This is a genomic window from Variovorax paradoxus (assembly GCF_000834655.1).
In the GTDB taxonomy this organism is placed as follows: domain Bacteria; phylum Pseudomonadota; class Gammaproteobacteria; order Burkholderiales; family Burkholderiaceae_C; genus Variovorax; species Variovorax paradoxus_F.
In genome coordinates this window covers 1-25748 of record NZ_JXQQ01000081.1, presented here as the reverse complement: position 1 = coordinate 25748, position 25748 = coordinate 1, and the positions used below count along the sequence as shown (strand labels likewise).

Below are 25748 nucleotides of genomic sequence, written 5' to 3'. Positions count from 1 at the left end.
CGGCATGAACATGAAAAAAATCTCCACCGTCGTCTACGCGCTGCTTCTGCTCGCCCTGGTGCTCGCGCCGTTCTTCGGCGCCTACCCGGTGTTCGTGATGAAGCTCATGTGCTTCGCGCTGTTCGCCGCGGCCTTCAACCTGCTGCTGGGCTTCACCGGCCTGCTGTCGTTCGGCCATGCGGCCTTCCTGGGCGGCTCGGCCTATGTCGCTGGCCATGCCATGAAGGTCTGGGGCCTCACCCCTGAACTCGGCCTCATCGCCGGCACCCTCAGCGGCGCTTTCCTTGGCTGGATCTTCGGCATCCTGGCCATCCGGCGCCAAGGCATCTACTTCGCGATGATCACGCTGGCGCTCGCGCAGATGATGTTCTTCGTCGCGCTGCAGGCCAAGTTCACCGGCGGCGAGGACGGCCTGCAGGGCGTGCCGCGCGGCAAGCTCTTCGGCGTCATCGATCTGGCGAACGACCTCACGATGTACTACGTCGCGCTGGTCGTCGTGGTGGCAGCGTTCCTCCTGATCGTGCGCACCATCCACTCGCCGTTCGGGCAGGTCCTGAAGGGCATCAAGGAAAACGAACCGCGTGCGCTCTCGCTGGGCTACGACGTGAGCCGCTTCAAGCTGCTGGCCTTCGTGATCTCCGCGGCGCTCTCGGGCCTTGCAGGTTCGCTCAAGACGCTGGTGCTGGGCTTCGCCACGCTGTCGGACGTGCACTGGACCGCCTCGGGCCAGGTCATCCTGATGACGCTGGTCGGAGGCCTGGGCACGCTGTCGGGTCCGCTGGTCGGCTCGGCGGTGGTCGTGCTGCTGGAGAACAAGATCGGAGAGCTGGGCAACTTCCTGGCGCGCGTCACGACCGTCGACTGGTTCAACACGCTGGGCGAGTCGGTGACCATGGTCACGGGCCTGATCTTCGTGATCTGCGTGCTCGCGTTCCGCAAGGGGATCATGGGCGAGATCATTGCGTTCATCGACCGGCGGCGCTCCAAGTAGCCAGGCCGAACCGGTCGGCACCGCGAAAAAAAAAGGGAGCCTTGCGCTCCCTTTTTCATGCCTGTCAGCAGTTGCCCTTTTTGGCCTGGCCGGGTGGGCAGAAGCCTCCCCGGTCATGGCCATGGTGGCGATCGCGGTCATGGTGCCGGTGGTCGTCGTTCCATTCGCGCTCGCGGCGAACTTCACGCCGGGCCTCGCGCCGTTCTTCGCGCCGGCGCCAATCGCCTTCGTTCCAGCGCCAGCCGCCGCGGTCTTCGACCCAGCGGCCCGGTGCGTACGCGTAGCCCACGCGCTCGCGTTGCCAGCTGCCTTGGCGCCAGGCGTACGCACGGCCGTCCCAGGCCCAGCGGCCCGGCACCCATACGAAGCCGCCGCGCGGCGGCGGTGCGGCCTCGTAGCGTGGCGGCGGCGGGGCCATCATGACCAAGCCGGGCACGTTGATGTTTACCGAGACCTGCGCGCTCGCGCCGGTTGGCGCTGCAAGCAGGCAAAAGCTACCGGCCAGGGCCAGCGCGGTGAGTCGAATCTTCATGGGGGCCTCTCTTCTTGAAATGATGCGATGCACGGTGCCCAACGCATCTCGGGCATTGCCGGTTGTCAGGCCTTGCACTGCGGTGCATCCGTCATAGCCGCAAGGGCGCGGCGTAGCCCGTCATCTCCAGATAGCCACGCCCTACGCGCTTGCCCTCTGCATCGAGCAGGTCGCTGAGACCCTCCCAATACACGCCGCCGGTCGAACCCCGGCTGTCCAGCTCCTGGTCGTCGAGCAGGGCGCGTACCTCGAAGTTGCCGGAAGGCGTCTGCACGCGCCACTGCGTCGGGTACAACGCCCGCGTGCGCGGACTGCGCCACGCGTTGACCCTCTCGAAACGCACCTCGTCGTTCCTGAAGACACGCAACACCCCGTCGCGTGTGCGGAACGAGCCGCCACCCCACAAGGCGCTGCCGTCCTTGCGGCGCAGATGAAAAGCAGTGAGCGCGCTGCCGTCGTCCAGGTTCATGCCGATCCAGTCCCAGCCCACGGCCTCGGGGTGCATGAGCGCCTCGCTCCATTCATGGTCGAGCCACGCGGTGCCGGCGACGTCGAAGGCCTGGCCCTTGAGGGTGAGCCTGCCCTGCGTCTTCAGCTGGGGCTCGCTGTAGTAGTAGCTCGCCTGCGCTTCATCGGGGCCCTTGCGCGAGAGGCCGGCGCTGCCTTGCAGCAGCACCGGTTGCGTCGGCGCGAAGCGCAGGTCGAGCGCGAACTCGCCGGCCGGAATGCGCGCTGCATAGCTGCCGTCCCTGCGCACCAGCGACCAGTCGCGCAGCCGCACGTCGGTGTCGGCTTCGCTCGCCGATGCCACCTCGAAGCCGGCGCGCGCGATGCGCTGGTCGTGCAGCAGCACGCGGCCTTCGAGGTCGGTGACCGCCGCGTGCGCGAACACGAGGTTCTTCGCGGCGAAGGCCGAGCGCATGTCCTGCGTCGCGTCGATGCGCGAGCGGAAGAAGGTCACCTGGAAACCGAACGCGCGGCCCGCCGCATTCTTCGCGTGGCCGGTGATGTACCACCACTCGGTGCGCAGGTCGGGGTGGCTGCCGAAGTCGCGCGGGAACTGCAGCGTGCGCGGGGGCAATGCCCAACTCGCGGGTGCCGCGGCCAGCGCGGCGAGCAGCAGGCCGCGCCGCGAGAGACCGAAAGGGCCGAACGACATCACCCCGCCACCAGCGCATCGATGCGCTGCTGCGCCGGCCCGATGTCGCCGAACGCGTTCTGCACCCACGCCGCATCGTGGTAGCTGGGAAGGTAGCGCTCGCCCGCATCGCACAACAGCGAAAGAATCGAGCCTCGCCGCCCGGCGGCGCGCATCTCCTTCGCCACGGCCAGCATGCCGATGAAGTTGGTGCCCGTCGAAGGCCCCACCTTGCGCCCCAGCAGCGCCGAGAGCGCATGCATCGCCGCCACCGAATCGAGGTTCGGCACCTCGATCATGCGATCGACCAGCGTGCGGATGAAGCTCGGCTCCACGCGCGGCCGCCCGATGCCTTCGATGCGGGAGCCAACGTCCGTGAGCGTCGCGTCGCCCGTGCGGTGGTAGGCCGAGAACACCGAGCCCTCGGGGTCGGGCACGCACACCTGCGTGTCGTGGCAGCGGTAGCGCAGGTACCGGCCGATGGTCGCGCTGGTGCCGCCGGTGCCCGCGCCCACCACGATCCATTCGGGGATCGGATGGCGCTCCCGTGCCATCTGCTGGAACATGCTCTCGGCGATGTTGTTGTTGCCCCGCCAGTCGGTCGCGCGCTCGGCGTAGGTGAACTGGTCCATGTAGTGGCCGCCGGTGCGCTCGGCCAGCGCGCGGGCCTCTTCGTACACCTGCGCGGCGTGGTCGACGAAGTGGCAGCTCGCGCCGTAGAAGGCGATCTGCGCGACCTTCTCGGGCGAGGTGCTGCGCGGCATCACCGCGATGAAGGGCAGGCCCAGCAGGCGCGCGAAGTAGGCCTCGCTCACCGCCGTCGATCCGCTCGAGGCCTCGACGATCGTCGTGCCCTCGCGCACCCAGCCGTTGCACAGCGCATAGAGAAAGAGCGACCGCGCGAGCCGGTGCTTGAGGCTGCCGGTCGGGTGGGTGGATTCGTCCTTCAGGTACAGGTCGATGCCAGCTGCGGCGAGCGCGGGCATCGGCAGCGGAATCAGGTGCGTGTCGGCGCTGCGCTGGTAGTCGGCCTCGATGCGGCGGATGGCGCTGCCGAGCCAGCCGCTGCAGGAAGGGGAGGAGGGTGTGGGCTGCATAGCGCGCCAGTCTACAAGTCATGCCTTGTAACCCGGCCGCCGGTGGAAATCGGGATACTGTGCGCTGCCATCAACAAGGCAGGAGACGAGACACATGAAAAGAACGAGCCCGCGCCTGGCCGCGCGACGCATGCCGAGCCATCGGCTTTCCACCGGCGCACTTTCAGCCATCGCACTTGCCGCCATCGCCCTGGCAGGCTGCGCGTCCGGTCCGCCGGGCGGCAGCAACACCACGCCGACCCGCCCCGCATCGTCCTTCGCCGTACCCGGCCTCGAGAAACCCGCCGAAGTGCTGGTCGACCGCTGGGGCGTGCCGCACCTGTACGCGGGCACGCTCTACGACGCCTTCGTGGCGCAGGGCTTCATCGCCGCACGCGACCGGCTCTGGCAGATGGACCTCTGGCGCAAGCGCGGCCTCGGCGAAATGGCCAAGGACTTCGGCCCCGCCTGGGTCGAGAGCGACCGCGCTGCGCGCGCCGTGCTCTACCGCGGCGACATGTACCGCGAGTGGCTCGCCTACGGCTCCGACGCCAAGCGCGTGGCCGAGGCTTTCACCGCCGGCGTCAACGCCTACGTCGCGCAGGTTCGCGCACAGCCCGCGCTGCTGCCGACCGAGTTCGCATTGCTGGGCTACCAGCCGGCCACGTGGTCGCCCGAAGACGTGGTGCGCATCCGGCACCACGGGCTCACGCTCAATTTCACCTCCGAGGTCGACCGCGCGCGCGCCTTCTGCGCCGGCGGTCCTGGCATCAAGGCCGACTGGCTGCGCCGTGAACTCGATCCGCCGGTCACGCCCAAGGTGCCCGTGGGGTTCGACCCCTGCACCATCCCCGCAGCGGAACTGCGCGCGGCCTACATGCGCGCGACCGAATCGCCGCAGTTCACCAAGGCGAACACGCGGGTCGGCATGGATGCGGGCGCGCCCTCCACGCCGGTTGCCTTGCTGCCCGGCAGCGCCGAGTCGATCGCCGCGAAAGCCGTGCAGGATGCGGCGCAGCAACAGGCCCTGCAAGGCGACCCCACGGGCGCCTACGGCAGCAACAACTGGGTCATCTCGCCGAAGCTCACGTCCACGGGCCGGCCCATCCTGGCCAACGATCCGCACCGCTCGCACGGCGCGCCGAGCCTTCGCTACATGACGCACCTGAGCGCGCCCGGCATGGACGCGATCGGCGCGGGCGAGCCGTTCCTGCCGGGCCTGTCGATCGGCCACAACGGCACCATCGCCTTCGGCCTCACGCGCTTCTACATGGACCAGGAAGACCTGTACGTGTACCAGCTGAATCCGCGCAACCCCAACGAGTACCGCTACCAGGGCCGCTGGGAGCCGATGACGCGCGTGACCGAGCGCATCGCGGTCAAGGGCGAGGGCGCACCGCGCGAGGTGGTCAACACCTTCACGCGCCACGGCCCGGTGCTGCTGTCCGAGCCCGGCAAGCGCCGCGCGTACGCATTGCGCGCCGCCTGGCTGGAGCCCGGCATGGCGCCGTACTTCGGCTCGATGGACTACATGCGCGCACGCAACTGGGACCAGTTCCGCGCCGCGATGAACCGCTGGGGCGCACCGGGCGAGAACCAGGTGTATGCCGACAGCAGCGGCAACGTCGGCTGGATTCCGGGCGGGCTCACGCCGATCCGGCCCAATTGGGACGGGCTCATGCCCGTGCCGGGAGACGGTCGCTACGAATGGTCGGGCTTCCGCAATGGCGACGAGCTGCCGTCGGAGTTCAACCCCGCGCGCGGCTACGTGGTGACCGCGAACGAGAACAACATTCCGCCCGACCATCCCGCCGCGAAGAAGGGGATCGGCTACGAATGGAGCGATGCGGCCCGTGCCCGTCGTTTGAAGGAGCTGTTCGCCGCGAAGGTGGCGGCGGGTTCGCGCTTCACCATCGAGGACTCGGAGCGCATGCAGAACGACATCGTCGCCACGCCCGCGCAGCGGCTGCTGAAGCTGCTCGCCGGCCTGCGCAGCGACGACGCCCAGACGGCCGCCGGCCTGCGGCTGCTGCAGGGCTGGGACGGCACGATGGACCGCGACAGCGCCGCGGCCGCGCTCTACGAGGTGTGGAGCAGCAAGCCCTTGCGTGCGGCGGTGCTCAAGGCCGGCGCGGGCGATGTGGGCGCACCGCTGGCGGCGCCCGGCGACAACACGCGCATGGTGCTGCTGCTGGAAAACCCGTTCGGCTGGATCACCGACGCGCAGCGCGATGCCTTGCTGCTGCAGACGCTGCCGGCCGCCATGCAGGAACTCACCGCCAAGCTCGGCCCCGACATGAAGGCCTGGAAGTGGGGCACTTTGCACCGCGCGGAATTCCGACATCCGCTCGCCGGCGTGGTCGATGCGGCCACGCGAAAGAAGCTCGACGTGGGCGACTGGCCGATGTCCGGCTCCAGCTTCACACCGATGGCAGCCACCTACCGCGCGAGCGACTACAAGTTGACCTCGGGCGCGTCGTTCCGCATGGTGCTCGACGTGGGCAACTGGGACGCCTCGCGCGTCATCAACACGCCGGGCCAGTCGGGCAACCCGGACAGTCCGAACTACCGAGACCTCGCGCCGCTGTGGCTCGAAGGCAAATACGTCCCGCTGGTCTACAGCCGCGGGGCGGTCGAGAAGGAGACGGTCGAGCGCATCCAGCTGACGCCCGCAAAGTAGGCGGCATGACCCTCGACGAACTCAACCAGAAATTCGCAGCAGTCCCCGCACGCCACAAAGAGGTCTCGATCATCGCGAGCATGGATGACGAGCCCGCCCGGCCCAGCCGGCGCCTGATGGAGGTCGCCCTCGCGGCGTCTTCGGTGGCGATGGACGTGGCGCTGCCCATCTACGAAGGCCGCGCATCGAAAGAGCCGCACTGGTTCGACACCTGGCCCGGCGAGCACTACCGGCTGCTCGCCGCGCTGGTGCGCAGCTTGAACCCGAAGACGGTGATCGAGATCGGCACCTTCACCGGCATGGGCACGCTGGCGCTCGCGCAGGAGCTGCAGCCATCGGGCACGCTGACCACCTTCGACCTGCTGGCGTGGGACAGCTTTTCCGACACCTGGCTCGCGCCTTCCGATTTCGCTGCGGGCCGCGTGCGGCAGGTGCTGCACGACATCTCCGCGCCGGGCGGCATCGCGCCGCATTGTGCGCTGTTCGAATCGGCCGAGCTGATCTTTGTCGACGGGCCGAAGGACGGCATCACCGAAGCGAACATCCTCGCCAACCTGGTCACGCTGAACCTGTCGCGCGAGGTGGTGGTCGTGTTCGACGACATCCGCGTCGTGAACATGATCGACATCTGGCGCCGCATCGGCCGGCCCAAGATGGACCTCACCTCTTTCGGCCACTGGAGCGGCACGGGCCTCGTCGACTGGAACGCAACCTCCGGCCTCTGAGCGTTGAAGGACGCGGGCCTTACCAGTCCTCTTTCACCGCCAGCACCACATCCTTGCCGGCCGCCGCCCGTCCCGCCAGCCACGCGGTGACGGTGCCCGCCACCACCACCGCGCCGCACAGCGCGATCAACCGCACCCACGGCACGAGCAGGTCCATCGTCCAGTGAAAGCTCTGCGGGTTCACCACCTTCACGAGCACCACCGACACGGCCAGCCCCAGACCCAGCCCGGCCACGGCGCCGATCGCCGTCCACGCCGCGCCTTCGCCCGCCACCACCGCGAGCACCTGCCGCCGCGTGAATCCCAGGTGCGCGAGCAGCCCGAATTCCTTGCGCCGCGCGAGCACCTGCGCGCTGAAGCTCGCCGCGATGCCGAAGAGGCCGATGGCGATGGCCACGGCCTGCAGCCAGTAGGTCACCGCGAAGCTGCGGTCGAAGATGCGCAGCGACGTCGTGCGGATCTGCCCGACCGAGGCGATCTCGACCGACTCGGGTGAGCCGCCGCCCTGGCGCGCCGCGAGCGCTCGCACGCCCGCCTGCACGGCGCCTTCGGAGGCGTCCGGCGCGAGCCACAGCGCGATGTCGCTCACTTCGTGCTGGCCGGTGATGCGCTCGTAGTCGCGCGCGTCCATCGTGATCGCGCCGAACTGCCGCGCGTAGTCGCGCCACACGCCGGCCACGAAGTAGGTGTGAGCGGCTGTCGTGGGGAGCTCGGTGGCCGACAGTGCCGCGGCCAGCGGCGCGAAGGCCGTGCCCGGCTTCGCGCCGTAGAGCTCCACCATCGGCTCGCTCACGTAGATGCCGATCTGCCCCGGCGGCACGGGCAATGCGGCGCCGACCAGCGGCAGCGATTGCGATGCACTGCCTTCCAGGCTGCGCGCGATCAGCGCCACGGCCGGCTGCGAGGCATCGAGCTGCAGCGACTGCGTGCGCAGCGTGCCTGTGCGCGCCACGCCGGGCAGCTGCGCCAGCGCCTGCACGAAGGCGGGCGGAAAGGTCGCGGTGTCGGTGCTGCTCGTGCCTCCGCTGTTGCTGCCGCGGCCGCCCGAGGTGGCGCGCACGTACAGGTCGGCGGGCAGCACCACGTCGAGCCAGTGCGTCACCGAATCGCGAAAGCTCGCGACCATCACCGTGAGCGCCACCGCGAGGCTGAGGCTCGCGACCACGCCGCTCACCGCCACTGCTGCCGTGCCGCGCATGCGCCGCGCGCGCTCGATGGCCAGCATCGGCAGCACGCGCTCGGCGAACGCGGGCGCGATGCGGTCGTACAGCAGCGCGATCAGCCAGGGCAGGGCAGTGATGCCGCCCACCAGCAAGCACGCCACCGAGAGGTACGCCGCAACCGGAATGCCGCCGATGGCCGGGATGTTCGCCAGCGCCGCGCTCGCCGCGACCAGCCCGAGCGCGAGCCAGTGGCTGCGGCTCTGCGTGGGCGCGGCACCGAGGCCCTTGAGCGTCTGCGCCTCGGGCAGCGCCTGTGCCGCGCGCGCGGGCCACCAGCCGCCCACCAGCGCTGCGGCCACGCCGAGGCCGCCGTAGAGCAGCGCGGCACCGCTGCTCCAGTGCAGCTTGGGCGCGACGCCTTCGAAGTACCCGCCGCCCAGGTCGCCGCCCAGCACCCGCAGCGCGAAGGACGCGAGTGCGGTGCCCAGCGCAAGGCCGGCGGCGCTGCCGATCACGCCCAGCACCAGCGATTCGGCCAGCACCAGCCGCAGCCGCTCGCGCGGCGTGAGGCCGAGCACGCCCAGCAGCGCGAACTGCTGCGCGCGCTTGGCCACGCTCAACGCCAGCACCGAGAACACGAGAAACGCCCCCGTGAACAACGCCACGAGCGCCAGCACGGTGAGGTTGACGCGGTAGGCGCGCGAGAGGTTGCTCACGCGCTCGGCCGCATCGCCCGGCTCCGCAAACTGCACGCCCGCGGGCCAGCCGGGGGATTTCTGGAGCGCATCGATGAACGCCGGACGGTCGGTGCCCGGCGCAAGCCGCAAATCGATGCGGCTCAACCGGCCGACCTGGTCGAACAGGTCTTGCGCGGCTGCGATGTCCATCACCGCGAGCGCCGTGCCGCTGGCCGTGACGTGGCCCGCCACGTCGAGCCGGTGCCACGTGGCGCCGCTGCGCAGCTGCACCGTCTCGGTGGTGCTGCCGCTGGCCTCCGTCGGCAGGCCCAGCACGCTGCGCGCTGAAGCGTTGAGGAACACATGGCCCGGCGCGAACAGCGCGAAGCGGTCGGCGCCGGCCGCGGGCTGCGGCATCAGCGCGGGCGCGATGGTGGGGAGCGCCAGCGCATCGACGCCGATCACGCGCATCGGCACCTGCCTTTCGCCGCTGGCTAGGGCCAGGCCCTGGAACTCGAGCACCGGGCTCGCGAGCGTCACCTGCGGATGGCGGGCCAGTCGTGCGAACACCGCTTCGTCGAAGCTGCCCTGCACGGCGCGCACCTCGAGGTCGGGCTGGCCATTGACCGATCGCACCGCGCTGGAGAACTCGTCGAGCGCCGAGGCGTTGATGAGCTGCACCGAGAACGCGAGCGCCACGCCCAGCATCACGGCCAGCACGGCCGCCGCGTTGCGCCAGGGGTGGTGACGCAGTTCCTGCCAGGAGAAGGTGGTGAGCAATGCACGCATGCGTCCATTGTGGCTGCCAGCGCCAGTTACATCCGCATGGCACGATGGCGCCTCTTTCGACGACGATGCCCCGAGGAATTCGACGATGCGGCTCCTGCCCCCAGCCTTGTCCAGAGACATGTTCCCGGTGATGCGCCGCCGCTGGTTCGCGGCATGGGTTCTCGCGCCGCTGCTGGCCGACAGCGCGGCTGCGCAGCTTCAGCCGCCGCCGCAGCAACAACAGCAGCCGCTGTCCCTCGCGAGCGATCCGGCCGTGCTGGCCAAGGCGGCGCTCGGGGCCGAGCGCGGAACGCTCGTCATCGGCCTCTTGCGCAACGGCAAAGCCTCGTACGGCGCGGCCTACAACCCGGAGCCGCTCTCGCCTCCGCGCCCCATCGAGCCCAGCAGCGCCGAGCAACCGATGTTCGAGATCGGCTCGGTCACCAAGGTCTTCACCGGGCTCTTGCTCGCTCAGGCTGTGGAGCGCGGCGACCTCAAGCTGGACGACACCGTGGGCAAGGTGCTCGCAGGCAAGGTGCACGGCGTGCCGCCCGCGGTGGCCGCGGTCACTTTGAAGCAGCTCGCTACCCACACGGGCTGCATGCCCGTGATGGCCGATGGCGTGACGGGCGGTGCGCCGCTCGCCGAGCAGCTGCGCACCTTCGACAAGGCAATGTTCTGGGCCGCGCTCTCGCGCATCAGGCTCACCGCGCCGGCTGCGCCGTGCGAAGCCGCATACAGCAACTTCGGCATGGCGCTGCTCGGGCAACTGCTGGCCGAGCGCTACAACACCTCATGGGGCGAGCTGGTGCGCGCGCGCATCACCGAGCCGCTGGGCATGAACGACACCGTGATCCCGCTCGGCGACAAGGCCTCGCGCATGGCCCCGGCCTTCGCCGGCGACCGGCGCCAGCCGTTGCTGGACATGATGGCCTACGCGCCGGCCAGCGCCCTGCGTTCGACGGCGGCGGACATGATGACTTTCAGCCGTGCGGTCCTGGCCGGCGCAAGCGGCCCGCTGGGGCCGGCCGCGGCGCGCATGCTCACGCCGCTCGCGCGCTACGAGGGCGCCGAGATCGGCTACGCGGTGATGGTGCGCGGCCCCGAGGGCGGGCGCCGCACCTATTTCCACGCGGGCCTCACCGAGGGCTACCGCACGCTGTGGCTGCTCGCGCCCGACACCGGCGAGGCGCTGATCGTGCTCAGCAGCAACGCGCGCGCGCCGCTGCAGCCTGTGATGCTGGCGATCGGCAAGAACCGCTACCCGGTGTCGACGACGGAAGTGCCTGTCGATCCGAAGCGGCTGGACGACTACAAGGGCGAGTACCGCATCAACAAGACCAAGGCGCTGGGCTTCACGGTGCGCAACGGGCGCCTGCTGGTGCGCGAAACGGGGCGCGGCTACAACGCGCTCACGCCGACGGGCACCGACCGCTTCGCGGTGGCCGCGATCGGTGCGCAGGTCGTCTTCCAGCGCGGCGAGGGCAATGCGGTGGTGGGCGTGACACTGGCGCAGGGTGGGAGCCAGCTCGAAGGGCGGCGCATGGGCGAGGTGGCCGCCGCGCCGCAGGAGTGAGGCGCGGGGGCCTTCAGCGCTGCGCGAGCGCGAGGAGGTCGTTGGCCATCTGCGTGATTTCCTCGCGCATCACGAGCTTGTGCAGCCAGCCGGCTGGAATGCCGTCCACACCGTAGAAGGCGCCCGCGATCTGGCCGCAGATCGCGGCGGTGGTATCCGCATCGTCGCCAAGGTTGGTGGCTGCGAGCACTGCCTGCTCGAAGGAATCGGTGTGCGCGAAGCACCAGAGCGCCGCTTCGAGCGATTCGACGCAATAGCCCGAGCCCTTGATGCGTTCGATCGGTTTCGATGCGTAGTCGCCGCGCGCCAGCGCTGCGACTTTTTCACCCAAGGGCGCCAGCGGCGCTGCGGCGAGGATCGCAGCCTTGCCTTCGCCCAGCAGCGCCGCGCGCAACTGCAATGCGAAGAGTTGCGAGCACTCGATGGCTTCCTGTGCGCCATGGGTGGTGCGGCTGCTTTCTCCGGCCTGTTGCCATGTCGCTTCGGCGCTGGCTGCGAAGAACATCGGCACCGGCGCAAGCCGCATCAGCGCGCCGTTGCCGGCCGTGCGTGGGCTGGGGTCGCCTGCGAACGGGTCGCCCGATGCGAGGTAGCGGGTGAGGGCCGCCGACACCGTGCCGCCGATGTCGAAGCAGCGCCCGTTGCTGCTCATGTAGCCGACGTTGCGCCAGTTGCAGTAGCGGTTCATCTGGTCGATCGCATCGAAGCCCTGGCAATGGATCAGGCTCGCCGCGAGGCACAGCGCCATCGAGGTGTCGTCGGTCCATTCGCCCGGCTCGAGGCCGAACGGACCGCCGCCGTGCATCCCGGTCACTGGCGTGAAGCTGCCGCGTGAGCTGAACTCCACGGTGGTGCCCACGGCATCGCCGCAGGCCAGCCCGAGCAGGCACCCTTGGTAGCGCGTTGCGTTCATGGGGCAGCCCTCAGTTCGTCGCGGGCCGCCATCAGCGCATAGCCCAGCAGGTTCAGGCCTTTCCAGGTGCGCGGGTCCTGCGCCGCCGCGTCCGTCGCGGCCAGCCCGATGCCCCAGATGGCATCGACCGGGCTCGCCTCGACCAGCACCTGCTGGCCGGTGCCGAGCAGGAACGCACGGAGCGCCTTGTTCTGCGAGAACTTCGCGATGTTGCCGCGCGTCACCAGGTCGAAGCGGGCGTCGAGCCACGCCGCCTCATCGAAGTTGTCGATCTGGCGTCCCAGCTTTTTCGCCTCGCCGGGCGTGCGCGCAGCAACGATCCTTTCGCAGGTGGCCGCGTCGCCGAAGAGCCGTGCCTTGCCCGCCATCATGAAATGCTCCGCGGTGCGGTAGGCGATGCCTTCGACGGTGAAAGGCGCTTCGTACCACTGGCTGAAGCAGCTCTTGCCGACGCTGCCGTCCTTCGGGAGCTGATGGCCCCAGAAGAAGAGGTAGTCGACCGCGTGGCCCTGGGCGATGTGCACGAGCAGGTCTTCGTTGCTGCGCAGCGCGCTGGGCATGTTTCTCGTCATTGTTTTATCCCCGGTTTCCTTTTGGTTGTTCTGTGCAACTAATTAAGGGTTGTATAGTACAACTAATAAATCTGGAGTCAAGCCACCATCGTGAGCACCCCAAAGTCGACCATCCCATCCCTGACCTTTCCGCGTCCGCTGGTCACCGTCGACGTGGTGATGTTCACTGTGCTCGACGATGCCCTGCAGGTCCTGCTGGTGCGCCGGCCCTCCGACACCGCCGAGCCGTTTCCGGGCAAGTGGGCACTGCCCGGTGGCTTCGTGAACGTCGACGAAGACGCCACGTTGCTCGACTGCGCCCTGCGCAAGCTCCGCGAGAAGACCGGCGTGGTGACGCCCTATCTGGAACAGTTGGGCAGCTGGGGCGGCGCGGGGCGCGATCCGCGCGGATGGTCGGCCACGCATTGCTTCTACGCGCTGATCCCCGCAGAGGCCATGCAGTTGCGCAGTGGTGCCAACGCGGCCGAGGTGGCCTGGTTCGAGGTCGATGCCGCATCTCGCAAGCGCCTGGCCTTCGATCACGGCGAGCTGCTCGACGCAGCCGTCGCCCGGCTGCGCAGCAAGGTCGAATACACCTCGCTGCCGGCCTTTCTGCTGGAAGAACCTTTCACCCTGCCGGCGCTGCAGCACACCTATGAGGTCGTGCTGGGCCGCAGCATGGACAAGAGTGCCTTCCGCAAGCGCATGCTCGATGGCGAATTCATGGAAGAGGCGGGCATGGTCGCTGGCAGCCTCGGCCGCCCGGCGATGAGCTACCGCCTGCGCGATCGCTCGCAGGCGGCGCTGTTTCCACGCACGTTCAATGCGAAGTAAGCGGATCGCTCAGAGCCGCTGCGACATCGCGTTGAGATACGCCCGCACCGCCGCATTCGCGCTCAGCCCGATCGCGCGGTCGTAGGCCTGCCGCGCCGCGGCACGCGCGCCGCCGGCTGCGAGCAGATGCGCGCGCGCGGCCCAGAAGGGCTGGTAGCTCGCCACGTCGTCCGGCGGAATTGCTTCGAGCGCGCGCAGCCCGACCTCGGGCCCGCGCGCATTCGCAAGCGCGCAGGCGCGGCTGACCTGCGCGCCGATGCTGGGCCGCAAGGCCAGCAGGCCTTCGTACAGCGACACCAGCACCTCGGGCGCCACCGGCGCGCCCACGCGGCGTTCGCAGTGGGCCGACTGGATGGCGGCCTCCAGCTGGTAGGCGCCGAGCGACTTCATCTCGGATGCCAGGCGCAGGCACCGCTCGGCCTCCGCCAGCAGGTCGGGGTCCCAGCGCAGGGTGTCCTGCTGGTCCAGCGGCACGTAGGCGCCGGTCTCGCTGCGCCGGGCGGCGGCGCGGCTTTCGCAGAAGAGCATCAGCGCGAGCAGGCCCAGCGGCTCGGGTTCGCCCGGCATCAGGCGGCAGAGGATGCGGCCGAGGTCGATGGCCTCGCAGGTGAGGCCGCGCGGCAGCGCATCGGCGCCGTCGACGTCGTCCCAGCCAGTGCCGTAGGCGGCGTAGATGCCGTCGAGCACGTCCTGCAGGCGCTGCGGCAGATCGCGCGCCTCGGGGTATTCGAAGGGGATGCCCGCCGCGCGGATGCGCGCCTTGGCCCGCACGAGGCGCTGGCCGAGCGTCGCGGGCGCGGTGAGAAAGGCGCCGGCCATGCGCGCGGCGTCCAGGCCCAGCACGGTCTGCAGCATCAACGGCGCGCGGGCCGCCGCGTCGATGGCCGGATGCGCGCAGACGAAGAGCAGGCGCAGCCGCTCGTCGGGCACGGCGCTGCCTTCGGCGTCGGCCTCGTCCATTTCGCCGGCCAGCAGCAGCAGGGTTTGCGTGGCCTGGTCCTGCACGCGGCTGTGGCGCCAGGCGTCCAGCTTGCGGTGCCGCGCCACGCTCAGGAGCCACGCATCGGGCTGCACGGGAATGCCGTCGGACGGCCAGCGCTCGAGCGCGCGCGCGAAGGCGTCGGCGAGCGCGTCTTCGGAAGCGGCGATGTCGTGCGTGCGTGCCGAGAGGATGGCCAGCAGGCGGCCGTACGATTCGCGCGCCGCCTTTTCGGCGGCCTGATGAGCCGCCGGGGCGCTCACGCTGCCGCGGCCATGGTTGCCGCTGTGGCCGTAAAAACCGGCCGCACCTCCACGCCACCGCTTGAAGCGCAGGGCGCCCGCGCCGCCCATTCGAGCGCGGCGTCCAGGTCGGGCACCTCGACCACCAAGTAGCCGCCCAGTTGCTCCTTGGTGTCGGCGAAGGGGCCGTCCTGCACCTGGCGCTTGTCGCCTCGTATGCGCAGCGTGGTGCCGGTCATGGGCGGCAAGAGGCCGTGGCCGCCGAGCGCGACGCCCGACTGGCGCACCGCGTCGGCATACGCGACCCAGCTGGACCGGTAGGCTGCGGAAGATGGGTCGTCGCGCTGTTCGAACTCCGCCGCGGGCTGATAGAACATCAACATGTACTGCATGGTGTCTCTCCGTGAAGGAAAAGCTTGCTGAGCAGGATCGCTCACCACAATGACGGCCCGCAGCCGGTCATTTCGACACGGGGGATCCGTGCCGCGCAGATTATTTTTTACGCGATCGCCGTGCGGCGCAACGGTTGCGCTACCTACGTCTTTAGGCCGCTTTCTCGTCGACGGATGCCGAGAACATGCTTTCCATTTCGCTGCGCAGCTTGTAGGCAGCGGTCGACGTGTCGATCGCCACGTCGGCCCAGCTGAGGCTCTGGCCCTTCTTCACGGGGCGCACGAGCTTGACGTTGTGCGCCAGCCCGAGCGGCAGGCCGCCCAGGCGCAGCGAGCGCTCGGCCGGCAGCAGCTTGCCCCACACGGTGTAGCCGCCTTCGCCATCGAGCATCTCGCCCGCGGCGAGGTCGCGCTTCGCGGTGGCGACCACGTCGGCGTTCCAGCAGGTGGCCACGCCTGTGGCTTCGCCGCGAAGCGCCACGCTCGCGACCGACATGCCGACCTCCAGCCCGATCAGGTGCCAGCGCTTGTAGAGCGTGAAGTAGCGTCCGCTCGGGTCGGTGTGGGCGTTGTATTCCTCGAAGCAGTTCTTGATGTAGTCGGTCTCGGCCTCGACCGTGACCCACACGCCCATGCGGATGTCGTACGGAATCTTGCGGCCGTCGGCTTCGAGCGAGGAGATCACCTCCACCATTCCCTTGCGCTCCAGCACGCCGCCTTCGCTGCGCGGGCGGGTGACGAAGGGAATGTCTTCCACGCTCGCGGGCGGGTAGAGGAGGCCATCCGACGGCACGGTGAGGCCGGTGGCGTTGGCCACCGCGGAGCTCTCTATCGACGGCTTGGAGCCATCGAGAAAGCTGTTGAACATCTTCGGATTGAGCCCGCCGCGCAGCGCCTGCTCGGGCGTGAGGCCGTAGTTGCTCCACACTGTCTCGGGCGTCGATTCGGTGAAGTGCGGCAGCCACTTGTGGCCGCGCCCGGCCGCCACCACCGGAAAGCCGCAGGTGCGCGCCCAGTCGACCAGGTCGCAGATGAGCGCGGGCTGGTCGCCGAAGGCCAGCGAATAGATCACGCCCGCCTGCTGCGCCTTGTGCGCGAGCAGCGGTCCGCAGAACGCATCGGCCTCCACCGTCACGTTGACCACGTGCTTGCCGTGCGCGAAGGCATCGAGGCAATGGTCGACGGCCGCGACCGGGTTGCCGGTGCACTCGACCACGATGTTGATGGAGGGCTCGCGCGTCACGGCCTGCCAGTCGTCGGTGATCCAGGTGTTTCCGGTCTTCATCGCCTCCTGCACCGAGCCCGCGGCGGTGCGCTCGGCTTTCCAGCCCACGCGCTCGAGGTTCGCGCGCGCCGCGGCGGGCGACAGGTCAGCAATCGCCACGAGCTGCACGCCGGGCGTGCGCGGAATCTGCGCGAGGTACATCGAGCCGAACTTGCCGGCGCCGATGAGGCCGATGCGGATGGGGCGGCCTTCGGCGGCGCGCTGCTGCAGGCGGGAGTAAAGGCTCATGGGGTCAGGCCTCCGCGGTGTCGCGCACTTCGAGCGACGTTTGCAGCGCGCTCTCGGGCAGGCCGTGCTTCCATGGCACATCGACGGGGTAGGGCTTCAGGAGGCAATCGTCGGGCAGCATCTCGATGGGCGTGAAGTCGCGGTGCGCGATGTATTCGGGCCGCTTGTGGCGGCGGATGTGGTTGCTGACGGCGCACAGGCTCAGGTACACCGCCACGCGGTTGAAGGGCGAGAGATTGCTGCCCGAGGCGTGCACGAGGCAGCTGTGAAAGAGGATCATCGAGCCGGCCGGCCCTTTGGGCGAGACGATGCCGCCCTCCTTGCCGCCGGCGCGATCGACGAGCTGCGCGATCAGGTCGTTGTCCACCGTCCAGAGCGGGTAGCTCGTGGTCGTGAGGTCGTGCTTCGCATCCACCACGCCCTTGCGGTGGCTGCCCGGAATGAACATCAGCGGGCCGTTGTGCTCGTTCACGTCGTCCAGGAAAATCGCCACGTTCATCGCGCGCTCGGTGGGCATCAGGTCGTCGTTGAGCCAGGTGCCGTAGTCCTGGTGCCACTGCCACACCTGGCCTTCAAAGGCCATCTTTCCGTTGATCTTGAACTGGTGCATGTAGACCTCTTCCTCGAAGAGATCCATCACCGGGCCGACCATGCGCGGGTGGCGTGCGAGCCTGGCGAAGGGCTCGCTGATCAGGTGCGCGGCGAAGTTCGTGCGCACCGCGTCGGAGCCTTTCTCGCGCACGTTGAAGGCCTCGCGCTTGCTGTAGAGATCGGGCACCGCATCGGTCAAGGCCTTGGTCTCTTCGGGCGAGAAATGGCCGGGGAAGAACAGGTAGCCGTCGCGCTCGAACTGCGCGCGTTGCTCGGGGGTCAGCTTCATGCCTTGTCTCCTTTGTGGGTGTGAGTGGGTGCGTTGCGGGCCTGCTGCTCGGCGAGGCGCCGGGCCAGCGCCTCGCTGGCCTGCGCGACGTGCTCTTCGCTCAGGCGCGCGGCGCGGTCCGCGTTGCCCGCGGCGATGGCGGCGGCGATGGCTTCGTGCTCGTCCCACAGCGATTCACGCTGGGGCTCGGCCTGCAGCACCGCGCCCATCGCGCGGCGCAGGTGCCGCCAGTGCGGGTCGGCGCTCTGGCCGATCAGCGGGTTGCCCGAGGCGTCGTAGATGGCGCGGTGAAAGGCCACGTCGGCATCGATCATGGCTTCGACATTGCGCCCGCGCGCGGCGCGCCGGCCGCGTTCGATGAGCTTGGGGTCGATGCGAAAACGCTGCTGCGCCGCCAGGCGCGCGGCCAGCACGTCGAGCACGCCGCGCACCTGGTAGATCTGGCGCATGCCCTCCGCATCGAGCGGCGCCACCAGCACGCCGCGGCCGGGCGCATCGTGCACGAAGCCGTCTTTCTTCAGGAGGCGCAGCGCCTGCAGCACGGGCTGGCGAGACACCGAGAGGCGCTGCGCGATGTCTTCCTGCGTGATGCGCTCGCCCGGCGCCAGCGAACCGCTGCTGATGGCGCCGAGCAAGGCGCGGTAGACCTGGTCCACGAGGTCGGGCGCGACCTCGATGCTGACGAGCTGGGCGGGCATGGCGGCTTTCTTTTGAACTCTGTATACAGAGTACGAAGATCCGGCCCGTCGCGCATCCCGGGTTTTTACCGACGAGGTCTGCAAAAAAACGTAAGCCTTCGCTAAGCTCGACCCATGCAACTACCTACCTACGACGACGTCACCGCCGCGGCCGCGCGGCTCGAAGGCCACGCCCACCGCACGCCGGTGCTGCAATCGACCACCGCCAACGAGCGCTGGGGCGCGCAGTTCTTCTTCAAGTGCGAGAACTTCCAGCGCATGGGCGCGTTCAAGTTCCGCGGCGCATTCAACGCGCTCTCCAGGTTCGATGCGGCGCAGCGCAAGGGCGGCGTGATCGCCTTCTCGTCGGGCAACCATGCGCAGGCCATCGCGCTGTCGGCGCGGCTCCTGTCGATGCCCGCCGTGATCGTCATGCCCAAGGACGCGCCCGCCGCCAAGGTTGCGGCCACGAAGGGCTATGGCGCCGAAGTGGTGATGTACGACCGCTTCACCGAAGACCGCGAGGCGGTGACGAAGCAGCTCGCGCAGGAGCGCGGCATGACGATGATTCCCCCCTATGACCACCCGGACGTGCTCTCGGGCCAGGGCACGGCGGTGAAGGAACTGATCGAGGAAACCGGGCCGCTTGACCACCTCTTCGTGTGCCTGGGCGGCGGCGGCCTGCTCTCGGGCTCGGCGCTGTCGGCGCGGGCGCTCTCGCCCGATTGCAAGGTCTACGGCGTGGAGCCTGAGGCGGGCAACGACGGGCAGCAGTCGTTCCGCACCGGGAAGATCGTGCACATCGAAACGCCCAAGACCATCGCCGACGGCGCGCAGACGCAGCACCTGGGCCAGTACACCTTCGGCATCATCCAGCGCGACGTGGACGACATCTTCACGGTGACCGACGACCAGCTCGTGGAGGCGATGCGCTTCTTCGCCGAGCGCATGAAGATGGTGGTGGAGCCGACGGGTTGCCTCGCCTTCGCGGGCGCCATCGCGGCAGGCGAGGCCATCGCCGGCAAGCGCGTGGGCATCGTGATCAGCGGCGGCAACGTGGACCTGTCGCGCTACGCGGCGCTGCTCGCGTAATCCCATATCGGGACCGGGCTGCGTTCGAAAGGATGGGGCCGTTCACGCTGAGCGCGTCGAAGCGACGCACGAGGCTTCGACAAGCTCAGCCCGAACGGCTTCGGTAGAGCGAACGCAATCTCCGATCAGCGAATCCCGCCGGCCGTCAGGTGCAGCAGGCGGTCCGCGCGGGCGGCCGCGCTCTCGGAGTGCGTGACCAGCACCAGCGAGGCGCCGTGCTCGCGCGTCTGGCCGATCAGGAGTTCCATCACCTTCGCGGCCGTGGTCGGGTCGAGGTTGCCCGTGGGCTCGTCGGCGAGCAGCAGCGCGGGCCGATGGACCAGCGCACGCGCGATCGCCACGCGCTGCAGCTGACCGCCAGAGAGCGTCTGCGGCAGCCGCGCGCCCATGCCGGGCAGGCCGACCGCATCGAGCATGTGCGCGACGCGGCCGTCGTCTTTTTTCTGGCCGAGCAGCATCAGCGGCAGCGACACGTTCTGCGCCACGTCCAGGTGCGGCAGCACGTGGAACGCCTGGAACACGAAGCCGACGTGCCTGCGCCGCCAGAGCGCGCAGGCTTCGCCGTCGAGCGCGCCGATGTCGGTGCCGTCGTGCATGACCGTGCCCTGGTCCCAGGTGTCCAGGCCCGCCATGCAGTTGAGCAGCGTCGACTTGCCGACGCCCGACTCGCCCACGATGGCGACGAACTCGCCGGGCTGGACTTCGAGCGTCACGTTTTCGAAGACCGGCGCTTCGCCGTAATGCTTGCCGAGGTTGGTAATGCGCAGCGTCATCCGGGCGAAGTGGTGAGGGTGGTCTTTGAAATCAGTCGAACCGCGGTCTGCACCGCGTCGGGTGCATCGCAGGCGACCACGGTGCGCTGCGGCATGCTGCGCAGCCAGGTGATCTGCCGCTTGGCGAGCTGGCGCGTGGCGGCGATGCCGCGCTCGCGCAGGTCTTGCATGGCCCTGGCATCTGGCGCGGACGTGCCGCAGGCATCGAGCATTTCCCACGCCTGCCGGTAGCCGACGCAGCGCATCGAGGGCAGGTCGGTCGAGAGATCGCCGCGCGCGCGCAGCGCCTTGACTTCGTCGAGAAAACCCGCGGCGAGCATCGCGTCGAAGCGGTCGGCAATGCGCGCATGCAGCCAGGCGCGATCGGTGGGTTCGAGCGAGAAGAGCACGCCGCCGTCCACGGCCTTGGCGGTCTTGTTGTCGCTCGCATGAAAGCTCGAGAGCGGCTGGCCGCTGCTCTCCCACACCTCGAGCGCACGCTGGATGCGCTGGCTGTCTTGCGGCGCAAGGCGCGCGGCCGTCACGGGATCGACCTCGGCGAGCCGTGCGTGCATTGCGGGCCAGCCGCGTTCGGCGGCTTGCGAATCGATGCGCGCGCGCACCGCCGCATCGGCTGCGGGCATCGCATCGATGCCGTCGAACAGCGCCTTGAAGTACAGCATCGTGCCGCCCACCAGCAGCGGCAGTGCGCCGCGTGCGCGAATCTCGTCGATGAGCCGCGTCGCATCGGCCACGAAGGCGGCGGCGCTGTAGCTCTTGCGCGCATCGAGGATGTCGATCAGGTGATGCGGCACCGCGGCCTGCTCGGCCGCCGTGGGCTTGGCCGTGCCGATGTCCATGCCGCGGTAGACGAGGGCGGAATCGACCGAGACGATCTCCACCGGCTGCAGCTTCGCGAGGGCCAATGCGGCGGCCGTCTTGCCCGATGCGGTGGGGCCGGCGAGCGCCACGTAGCGCGGCAAGCCGGAAGGCGCAGCGGCAGGCGATGCCGAAGATGCCGGTGAGGGGGCCTCGGCGGCCGATGCGGAACTGGGAGACATGGTGCGCCGAGGGTAGCAAATGGCGCGCGCCGGCCGGCGCAAGGGCGCGGATGGCCCCGGCGGCGGCTCAGTTCGTTTCGCGCATCCGCCGGATGTCGCGCAGCGGCGGCGCGCCGAAGAGGCGCGCGTATTCGCGGCTGAACTGCGAGGCGCTCTCGTAGCCCACGCGAACGCCCGCGGTGCCGGCGTCGATGCCCTGGTTCAGCATCAGTTGCCGCGCTTCCTGCAGGCGCAGTTGCTTCAGGTACTGCATCGGGCTCATGCCCGCCACGGCACGGAAGTGCTGCCGGAACGTCGAGGGGCTCATGTGCACGGAGGCGGCCAGGTCGTCCGCGAGCACGGGCTGCGTGAAATTCAGCTTGAGCCAGGTCATGCTCTGCACCACCTGCTGGCTCGGCGAACCGACCGCCACGAGGCGCTGCAGTTGCGGGCCGTGGCGCCCCGCGAGCAGCCGCACCAGGATCTCCTGCTGCAGCAGTGGTGCGAGCTGCGGGAGCAGCCTTGGCTCGTGGAGCAGTTCGATGAGCCGCGTCACCGCGCCCAGCAGCGTGGCATCGAGATCGCCGAGCGACATGGCCCGGTAGCTGCAATCCCTGGTCGGCTGCGGCAAGGCCATCTCGGCGGCGGCCTGCACGACGGCGCGCGGGTCGAGCCGGAGCATGAGGCCCATGAAGGGCTGCGCCGCGCTGGCCCGGGTGATGTGCGTCACCACGGGCAGGTCGGCCGTCGTCAGCAGCGACTGGCCTGCCGAATAGTCGAACACCTCCTCGCCGAGCGCCACCCGCTTCTGCCCGCTCACGGTGATGCCGACGCCGAATCCGTAGAGGCAGTGCATCGGGTCGGTCGTGGCGCTGCGGCGGTGCAGCGAGAGCTCGGGAATGGCGGTGAGGAAGTCGCCGTCGCTCTGCGCGATGCGTGCCACCGCCCGGGTCAGGTCGCCCAGGACGTCGTCGGCGCCCGACGCTTCCTGCTTCGCCGCCTGTACCGCTTCTGCTTCCATCTGAATCCTTTCGAATGACGCCACCGAAAAAGTCTAGCTGGCGCATTTCGTTCGCCACGCGTTTCCGGCGCAGTCTCGTTGTTTCAGGCAAGAACACGCGTGGATTGGGCAAACGGCCGGAGGGTCTTCGCCCGACACTGGCCCGCGATGGATTGGGCTGCATGCGGTGTCGTGCGCCGAAGGCCGTCCGTCGATTCAGACAACTTCCTTTTTCCACGGTTCCACGATGAAAACAGAAAAGACCGCTTCCATCACCGCGTCCCTCGCGATGGTCCTGGGCCTTGGCGCAGGCGCCATGTGGCCGCAGCACGCCGCCGCGAGCCTGGCGCTGGCGCAGAAGTATTCGTGCGCCGCCTGCCACCAGCCCGCCACCAAGGTGGTGGGCCCGTCGTGGAAGGACATCGGCGCGAAATACGGCGACGGCAAGGGCACGGCCGCGCAACTGGCCGCCAGCATCAAGGCCGGCAGTTCGGGCAAATGGGGCGCGATGCCGATGCCGCCGCAGGCCCAGGTCCCCGATCCCGACCTGCAGGCGCTCGCGCAATGGCTGCTCGACGGCGCCAAGTGAACCCGATCGTTTCAACCACCCACCCACGGAGAAAAAGAACATGAGTGCGCTCCACGTCAATGGCCGCGACCACGCGGTCGATGCCGATCCCGGCACCCCCATCCTCTGGGCCCTGCGCGACACGCTGGGCATGACCGGCACCAAGTTCGGCTGCGGCGCCGCGCTGTGCGGCGCCTGCACCGTGCACCTGGATGGCCAGGCGATCCGCTCCTGCATCACGCCGATTTCCGCCGCGCAGGGCAAGAAGATCACCACGATCGAAGCCGCCACCGACGGCAGCGACCGCGTCGGCGCGGCCGTGCACAGCGCCTGGGTCAAGCACGACGTGGCGCAGTGCGGCTACTGCCAGAGCGGCCAGATCATGAGCGCGACCGCGTTCCTGAAGTCGCTGCCCGCGGGCAAGCAGCCCAGCGTGGACGAGATCGATTCGGCCATGGCCGGCAACATCTGCCGATGCGGCACCTATGTGCGCATTCGCGCCGCCGTGGCCGATGCGGCCCGCAACCTCGCTTAAGGAGCCGCCACCATGCTGCCCAACATCGACTACGACGAACTGCCGCGCGCGCTGCAGCGCCTGATGGCACGGCCTTCCACCGACGAGGCCGCCACGCTGCCTCGCCGCAGCTTCCTGAAAATGGCCGGCGCCGGCGGGCTCGTGCTCGGCGCCTTTCCCCATCTGGCCGCGGCGCAGGCCGACGGTGCGAAGCCGGCGGCCGGCGGCTTGAAGCCGACGCAGCAGCCCTCGGCCTTCGTGCAGATCGCGCCCAACGGCGAAGTCACGGTGACCATCAACCGCCTCGAATTCGGCCAGGGTGTGCAGACCGGCCTGCCGATGATCCTGGCCGAGGAGCTGGACGCCGACTGGGCCCTGGTGCGCAGCCGCAGCGGCACGAACGATGCGGCATACGCCGACCCGCTCTTCGGCATGCACCTGACCGGCGGCTCCAACTCGATCAAGAACAGCTTCACGCAGTACCGCGAACTCGGCGCGCGCGCCCGCGCGATGCTGATGTCAGCCGCGGCGGCGCGCTGGAAGGTCGATGTGTCCACGCTGCGCACGCAGGCCGGCACGGTGATCGGCCCGGGCGGGCGGAAGCTCGGCTACGGCGAACTGGCCGAAGCGGCCATGGCGCTGCCGGTGCCCGAGAAGGTCGTGCTGAAGGACCCGAAGGACTTCCGCATCATCGGCCGCGCGACCACGCGCCTGGACGCGCGCGCCAAGAGCAGCGGACGTCAGGACTTCGGCATCGATGTGCGGCAGCCCGGCCAACTCACGGCGGTGGTGGCCCATCCGCCGGTGTTCGGCGCGCGCCTCGCGTCGGTGGACGACAGCGCCGCGCGCGCCGTCAAGGGCGTCAAGGCCGTGGTGCGCATTCCGCTGGACCGCGGCGCCGAAGGCGTGGCCGTGGTGGCCGACGGGTACTGGCCGGCCAAGCTGGGCCGCGATGCGCTGAAGCTGCAGTGGGACACGGCCGCCGTCGAGAAGGTGGACAGCGACAGGCAGCTGGTCCAGTACCGCGAATTGGCCGGCCGCCCCGGCAACCGCAAGTTCGACGCCGACATGGCGCCGCTGGCCAATGCGCCGCGCAAGCTGGAGGCCGAGTTCGTGTTTCCGTACCTCGCGCACGCGCCGATGGAGCCGATCAACTGCACCGTGAAGCTCTCGGACGGCCGCGCCGAACTGTGGGTCGGTACGCAGTCCGCCGACCTCGACGGCCAGGCCGCGGCGCGCACGCTGAAGCTCGATGCCGCGCAGGTGAAGGTGAACGTGCAGATGGCGGGCGGCGGTTTCGGCCGGCGCTTCGTGGGCTCGAGCGACTTCGTGGTCGAGGCCTGCGAGATCGCCAAGGCCACGCGCGCCGCAGGCCTCGATGCGCCCGTGCGCCTCTTGTGGAGCCGCGAGGACGACATCAAGGGCGGCTACTACCGGCCGATGCATCTGCATCGCGCGCGCATCGGCTTCGACGAGCGCGGCAAGATCCTCGCGTGGGACCACGTGATCGTGGGCCAGTCCATCACCTCGGGCACCGTGTTCGGCGGAATGATGGTGAAGGACGGCATCGACGCCACGGCGGTGGAGGGCATGCGCGACCCGTACCCGGTGCCGATGCGCCTGACGGTGCACCACCCCGAGGTCAACGTGCCTGTTCTGTGGTGGCGCAGCGTGGGCTCCACGCACACTGCCTTCGTCATGGAAACGCTGATCGACGAGATCGCCCGCAGCACGAAGCAGGACCCGGTGGCCTACCGCATGCAGCTCTTCGGCGACAAGCACCCGCGCCATCGCGCCGCGCTGCAACTGGCAGTGGACAAGAGCGGCTACGGCAAGAAGAAGCTCGCGGACGGCCGCGCCTGGGGCGTGGCGGTGCACGAGTCCTTCGAGTCGGTGGTGGCCTATGTGGTGGAGGCATCGGTCAAGGACGGCCAGCCGGTGCTGCACCGCGTGACCAGCGGCGTGCACTGCAACCTGGTCGTCAACCCGCGCAGCGTGGAGGCGCAGGTGCAGGGCGCGGCGGTGATGGGGCTGTCGACGTGCCTGGCCGGCAGCGCGATCACGCTGAAGGACGGCGTCGTGCAGCAGGGCAACTTCGGCGATTTCACCGTGGCCCGCATCACGCAGGTGCCGGAGTTCGACATCCACGTCGTGCCCAGCGCCGATGCGCCCAAGGGCATGGGGGAGCCGGGGCTGCCGCCGCTGGCGCCCGCGTTCGCCAATGCCATCGCGCAGCTGACGGGCAAGCCTTTGCGGCAGCTGCCGTTCAATCTGGCTTGAACCACGCCGTTCGGGCTGAGCTTGTCGAAGCCTCGCGCAGCGCTTCGAGAGGCTCAGCGTGAACGGATTGGATTGGGCTGACGGATAACGGGTCGGGCTTCAGATCGCCGCGGGCACGCTGCTCGCGCGCGCCTCGTCGCGCATGTCCTGCGGAGCGGCCGCGGGCGGCAGCGTCAGCGGTGCCTGCTTGGGCTG

General features: G+C 69.3%; 23 protein-coding genes. 9 read left to right on the top strand and 14 right to left on the bottom strand.

All coding sequences use genetic code 11. From position 1 onward, the window contains the following. Nucleotides 1-4 precede the first annotated feature (4 nt). The gene (locus RT97_RS26250) at nt 5-991 is read left to right on the top strand and encodes a branched-chain amino acid ABC transporter permease (RefSeq protein WP_172672253.1); all 987 of its coding nucleotides are present in this window, start codon (nt 5-7) and stop codon (nt 989-991) included. Nucleotides 992-1055: 64 nt separating this feature from the next. On the opposite strand, the gene RT97_RS26245 is transcribed toward RT97_RS26250, so the two are convergent. The 3 genes from RT97_RS26245 to RT97_RS26235 form a co-directional block, all read right to left on the bottom strand. After that, nucleotides 1056-1523, bottom strand: coding sequence for a YXWGXW repeat-containing protein (locus RT97_RS26245; RefSeq protein ID WP_042581795.1), 468 nt, complete (start codon nt 1521-1523; stop codon nt 1056-1058). A 91-nt stretch (nt 1524-1614) separates the two neighbouring features. After that, nucleotides 1615-2682, bottom strand: coding sequence for a lipocalin-like domain-containing protein (locus tag RT97_RS26240; RefSeq protein ID WP_042581794.1), 1068 nt, complete (start codon nt 2680-2682; stop codon nt 1615-1617). After that, nucleotides 2682-3758, bottom strand: a complete 1077-nt coding sequence (locus RT97_RS26235) for a PLP-dependent cysteine synthase family protein (RefSeq protein WP_042581793.1) — start codon at nt 3756-3758, stop codon at nt 2682-2684. Before RT97_RS26235 ends, RT97_RS26240 begins: the two co-directional genes overlap by 1 nt. A 130-nt stretch (nt 3759-3888) precedes the next feature. On the opposite strand from RT97_RS26235, the gene RT97_RS26230 reads away from it, so the two are divergent. Continuing rightward, entirely contained in the window at nt 3889-6417 is a 2529-nt protein-coding gene (locus RT97_RS26230) for a penicillin acylase family protein (RefSeq protein ID WP_042581792.1), read from the top strand. 5 nt (nt 6418-6422) lie between these two features. Continuing rightward, the gene (locus RT97_RS26225; protein WP_042581791.1) at nt 6423-7142 is read left to right on the top strand and encodes a class I SAM-dependent methyltransferase; all 720 of its coding nucleotides are present in this window, start codon (nt 6423-6425) and stop codon (nt 7140-7142) included. A 19-nt stretch (nt 7143-7161) separates the two neighbouring features. Here RT97_RS26225 and RT97_RS26220 read toward each other — a convergent pair whose 3' ends face one another. Then, the gene (locus tag RT97_RS26220; RefSeq protein WP_042581790.1) at nt 7162-9771 is read right to left on the bottom strand and encodes an FtsX-like permease family protein; all 2610 of its coding nucleotides are present in this window, start codon (nt 9769-9771) and stop codon (nt 7162-7164) included. Nucleotides 9772-9856: 85 nt separating this feature from the next. On the opposite strand from RT97_RS26220, the gene RT97_RS26215 reads away from it, so the two are divergent. Further along, entirely contained in the window at nt 9857-11326 is a 1470-nt protein-coding gene (locus tag RT97_RS26215) for a serine hydrolase domain-containing protein (protein ID WP_042581789.1), read from the top strand. A 13-nt stretch (nt 11327-11339) separates the two neighbouring features. On the opposite strand, the gene RT97_RS26210 is transcribed toward RT97_RS26215, so the two are convergent. Both RT97_RS26210 and RT97_RS26205 read right to left on the bottom strand, forming a co-directional pair. Continuing rightward, complete coding sequence (locus RT97_RS26210) at nt 11340-12239, bottom strand: ADP-ribosylglycohydrolase family protein (RefSeq protein WP_042581788.1); 900 nt, start codon at nt 12237-12239, stop codon at nt 11340-11342. Next, nucleotides 12236-12799 carry an NADAR family protein gene (locus tag RT97_RS26205; protein ID WP_042581787.1) on the bottom strand — a complete coding sequence of 188 codons (564 nt, stop codon included), beginning with the start codon at nt 12797-12799 and terminating at the stop codon, nt 12236-12238. Before RT97_RS26205 ends, RT97_RS26210 begins: the two co-directional genes overlap by 4 nt. Before the next feature lie 171 nt (nt 12800-12970). Here RT97_RS26205 and RT97_RS26200 point away from each other — a divergent pair, with 171 nt between their 5' ends. Then, the gene (locus RT97_RS26200; RefSeq protein WP_437184111.1) at nt 12971-13624 is read left to right on the top strand and encodes an NUDIX hydrolase; all 654 of its coding nucleotides are present in this window, start codon (nt 12971-12973) and stop codon (nt 13622-13624) included. A gap of 9 nt (nt 13625-13633) precedes the next feature. Here RT97_RS26200 and RT97_RS26195 read toward each other — a convergent pair whose 3' ends face one another. The 5 genes from RT97_RS26195 to RT97_RS26175 all read right to left on the bottom strand — a co-directional run bounded on the left by RT97_RS26195 (nt 13634) and on the right by RT97_RS26175 (nt 18328). Next, complete coding sequence (locus tag RT97_RS26195; protein WP_042581785.1) at nt 13634-14866, bottom strand: RNA polymerase sigma factor; 1233 nt, start codon at nt 14864-14866, stop codon at nt 13634-13636. Then, nucleotides 14863-15237, bottom strand: coding sequence for a YciI family protein (locus tag RT97_RS26190; RefSeq protein WP_042581784.1), 375 nt, complete (start codon nt 15235-15237; stop codon nt 14863-14865). The genes RT97_RS26195 and RT97_RS26190 overlap by 4 nt, the downstream gene beginning before the upstream one ends. 151 nt (nt 15238-15388) lie before the next feature. Further along, complete coding sequence (locus RT97_RS26185; RefSeq protein WP_042581783.1) at nt 15389-16750, bottom strand: NAD(P)H-dependent oxidoreductase; 1362 nt, start codon at nt 16748-16750, stop codon at nt 15389-15391. Nucleotides 16751-16754: 4 nt separating this feature from the next. Then, nucleotides 16755-17630, bottom strand: a complete 876-nt coding sequence (locus tag RT97_RS26180) for a phytanoyl-CoA dioxygenase family protein (RefSeq protein ID WP_042581782.1) — start codon at nt 17628-17630, stop codon at nt 16755-16757. Further along, the gene (locus RT97_RS26175) at nt 17627-18328 is read right to left on the bottom strand and encodes a GntR family transcriptional regulator (RefSeq protein WP_042581781.1); all 702 of its coding nucleotides are present in this window, start codon (nt 18326-18328) and stop codon (nt 17627-17629) included. Before RT97_RS26175 ends, RT97_RS26180 begins: the two co-directional genes overlap by 4 nt. 114 nt (nt 18329-18442) lie before the next feature. On the opposite strand from RT97_RS26175, the gene RT97_RS26170 reads away from it, so the two are divergent. Then, nucleotides 18443-19399 carry a threo-3-hydroxy-L-aspartate ammonia-lyase gene (locus tag RT97_RS26170; protein ID WP_042581780.1) on the top strand — a complete coding sequence of 319 codons (957 nt, stop codon included), beginning with the start codon at nt 18443-18445 and terminating at the stop codon, nt 19397-19399. A 125-nt stretch (nt 19400-19524) separates the two neighbouring features. On the opposite strand, the gene RT97_RS26165 is transcribed toward RT97_RS26170, so the two are convergent. From RT97_RS26165 to RT97_RS26155, 3 genes are all read right to left on the bottom strand, one after another. Beyond that, on the bottom strand, nt 19525-20172 hold the full coding sequence (locus RT97_RS26165) for an ABC transporter ATP-binding protein (RefSeq protein WP_042581779.1): 648 nt from the start codon (nt 20170-20172) through the stop codon (nt 19525-19527). Then, the gene (gene miaA, locus RT97_RS26160) at nt 20169-21212 is read right to left on the bottom strand and encodes a tRNA (adenosine(37)-N6)-dimethylallyltransferase MiaA (protein WP_042581803.1); all 1044 of its coding nucleotides are present in this window, start codon (nt 21210-21212) and stop codon (nt 20169-20171) included. Before miaA ends, RT97_RS26165 begins: the two co-directional genes overlap by 4 nt. Nucleotides 21213-21279: 67 nt before the next feature. Next, nucleotides 21280-22212 (bottom strand): AraC family transcriptional regulator, encoded by a 933-nt coding sequence (locus RT97_RS26155; RefSeq protein ID WP_080898440.1) that lies wholly within the window; start codon nt 22210-22212, stop codon nt 21280-21282. Between the two features lie 226 nt (nt 22213-22438). On the opposite strand from RT97_RS26155, the gene RT97_RS26150 reads away from it, so the two are divergent. Genes RT97_RS26150 through RT97_RS26140 form a run of 3 tightly spaced genes read left to right on the top strand, consistent with a single transcriptional unit; the run spans nt 22439 to nt 25553 of the window. Continuing rightward, entirely contained in the window at nt 22439-22780 is a 342-nt protein-coding gene (locus RT97_RS26150; RefSeq protein ID WP_080898439.1) for a c-type cytochrome, read from the top strand. Between the two features lie 40 nt (nt 22781-22820). Further along, nucleotides 22821-23294 (top strand): (2Fe-2S)-binding protein, encoded by a 474-nt coding sequence (locus RT97_RS26145; RefSeq protein ID WP_042581777.1) that lies wholly within the window; start codon nt 22821-22823, stop codon nt 23292-23294. 12 nt (nt 23295-23306) lie between these two features. Continuing rightward, nucleotides 23307-25553 carry a xanthine dehydrogenase family protein molybdopterin-binding subunit gene (locus RT97_RS26140; RefSeq protein ID WP_042581776.1) on the top strand — a complete coding sequence of 749 codons (2247 nt, stop codon included), beginning with the start codon at nt 23307-23309 and terminating at the stop codon, nt 25551-25553. The last annotated feature ends 195 nt before the right edge of the window (nt 25554-25748 follow it).

What these genes read in the sequence shown, in the direction of transcription:
- RT97_RS26250 (WP_172672253.1), top strand. Translation starts at nt 5, where the DNA reads ATGAACATGAAAAAAATCTCCACCGTCGTCTACGCGCTGCTTCTGCTC.
- RT97_RS26245 (WP_042581795.1), bottom strand. Translation starts at nt 1,523, where the DNA reads ATGAAGATTCGACTCACCGCGCTGGCCCTGGCCGGTAGCTTTTGCCTG.
- RT97_RS26240 (WP_042581794.1), bottom strand. Translation starts at nt 2,682, where the DNA reads ATGTCGTTCGGCCCTTTCGGTCTCTCGCGGCGCGGCCTGCTGCTCGCC.
- RT97_RS26235 (WP_042581793.1), bottom strand. Translation starts at nt 3,758, where the DNA reads ATGCAGCCCACACCCTCCTCCCCTTCCTGCAGCGGCTGGCTCGGCAGC.
- RT97_RS26230 (WP_042581792.1), top strand. Translation starts at nt 3,889, where the DNA reads ATGCCGAGCCATCGGCTTTCCACCGGCGCACTTTCAGCCATCGCACTT.
- RT97_RS26225 (WP_042581791.1), top strand. Translation starts at nt 6,423, where the DNA reads ATGACCCTCGACGAACTCAACCAGAAATTCGCAGCAGTCCCCGCACGC.
- RT97_RS26220 (WP_042581790.1), bottom strand. Translation starts at nt 9,771, where the DNA reads ATGCGTGCATTGCTCACCACCTTCTCCTGGCAGGAACTGCGTCACCAC.
- RT97_RS26215 (WP_042581789.1), top strand. Translation starts at nt 9,857, where the DNA reads ATGCGGCTCCTGCCCCCAGCCTTGTCCAGAGACATGTTCCCGGTGATG.
- RT97_RS26210 (WP_042581788.1), bottom strand. Translation starts at nt 12,239, where the DNA reads ATGAACGCAACGCGCTACCAAGGGTGCCTGCTCGGGCTGGCCTGCGGC.
- RT97_RS26205 (WP_042581787.1), bottom strand. Translation starts at nt 12,799, where the DNA reads ATGCCCAGCGCGCTGCGCAGCAACGAAGACCTGCTCGTGCACATCGCC.
- RT97_RS26200 (WP_437184111.1), top strand. Translation starts at nt 12,971, where the DNA reads ATGTTCACTGTGCTCGACGATGCCCTGCAGGTCCTGCTGGTGCGCCGG.
- RT97_RS26190 (WP_042581784.1), bottom strand. Translation starts at nt 15,237, where the DNA reads ATGCAGTACATGTTGATGTTCTATCAGCCCGCGGCGGAGTTCGAACAG.
- RT97_RS26185 (WP_042581783.1), bottom strand. Translation starts at nt 16,750, where the DNA reads ATGAGCCTTTACTCCCGCCTGCAGCAGCGCGCCGCCGAAGGCCGCCCC.
- RT97_RS26180 (WP_042581782.1), bottom strand. Translation starts at nt 17,630, where the DNA reads ATGAAGCTGACCCCCGAGCAACGCGCGCAGTTCGAGCGCGACGGCTAC.
- RT97_RS26175 (WP_042581781.1), bottom strand. Translation starts at nt 18,328, where the DNA reads ATGCCCGCCCAGCTCGTCAGCATCGAGGTCGCGCCCGACCTCGTGGAC.
- RT97_RS26170 (WP_042581780.1), top strand. Translation starts at nt 18,443, where the DNA reads ATGCAACTACCTACCTACGACGACGTCACCGCCGCGGCCGCGCGGCTC.
- RT97_RS26165 (WP_042581779.1), bottom strand. Translation starts at nt 20,172, where the DNA reads ATGACGCTGCGCATTACCAACCTCGGCAAGCATTACGGCGAAGCGCCG.
- miaA (WP_042581803.1), bottom strand. Translation starts at nt 21,212, where the DNA reads ATGTCTCCCAGTTCCGCATCGGCCGCCGAGGCCCCCTCACCGGCATCT.
- RT97_RS26155 (WP_080898440.1), bottom strand. Translation starts at nt 22,212, where the DNA reads ATGGAAGCAGAAGCGGTACAGGCGGCGAAGCAGGAAGCGTCGGGCGCC.
- RT97_RS26150 (WP_080898439.1), top strand. Translation starts at nt 22,439, where the DNA reads ATGAAAACAGAAAAGACCGCTTCCATCACCGCGTCCCTCGCGATGGTC.
- RT97_RS26145 (WP_042581777.1), top strand. Translation starts at nt 22,821, where the DNA reads ATGAGTGCGCTCCACGTCAATGGCCGCGACCACGCGGTCGATGCCGAT.
- RT97_RS26140 (WP_042581776.1), top strand. Translation starts at nt 23,307, where the DNA reads ATGCTGCCCAACATCGACTACGACGAACTGCCGCGCGCGCTGCAGCGC.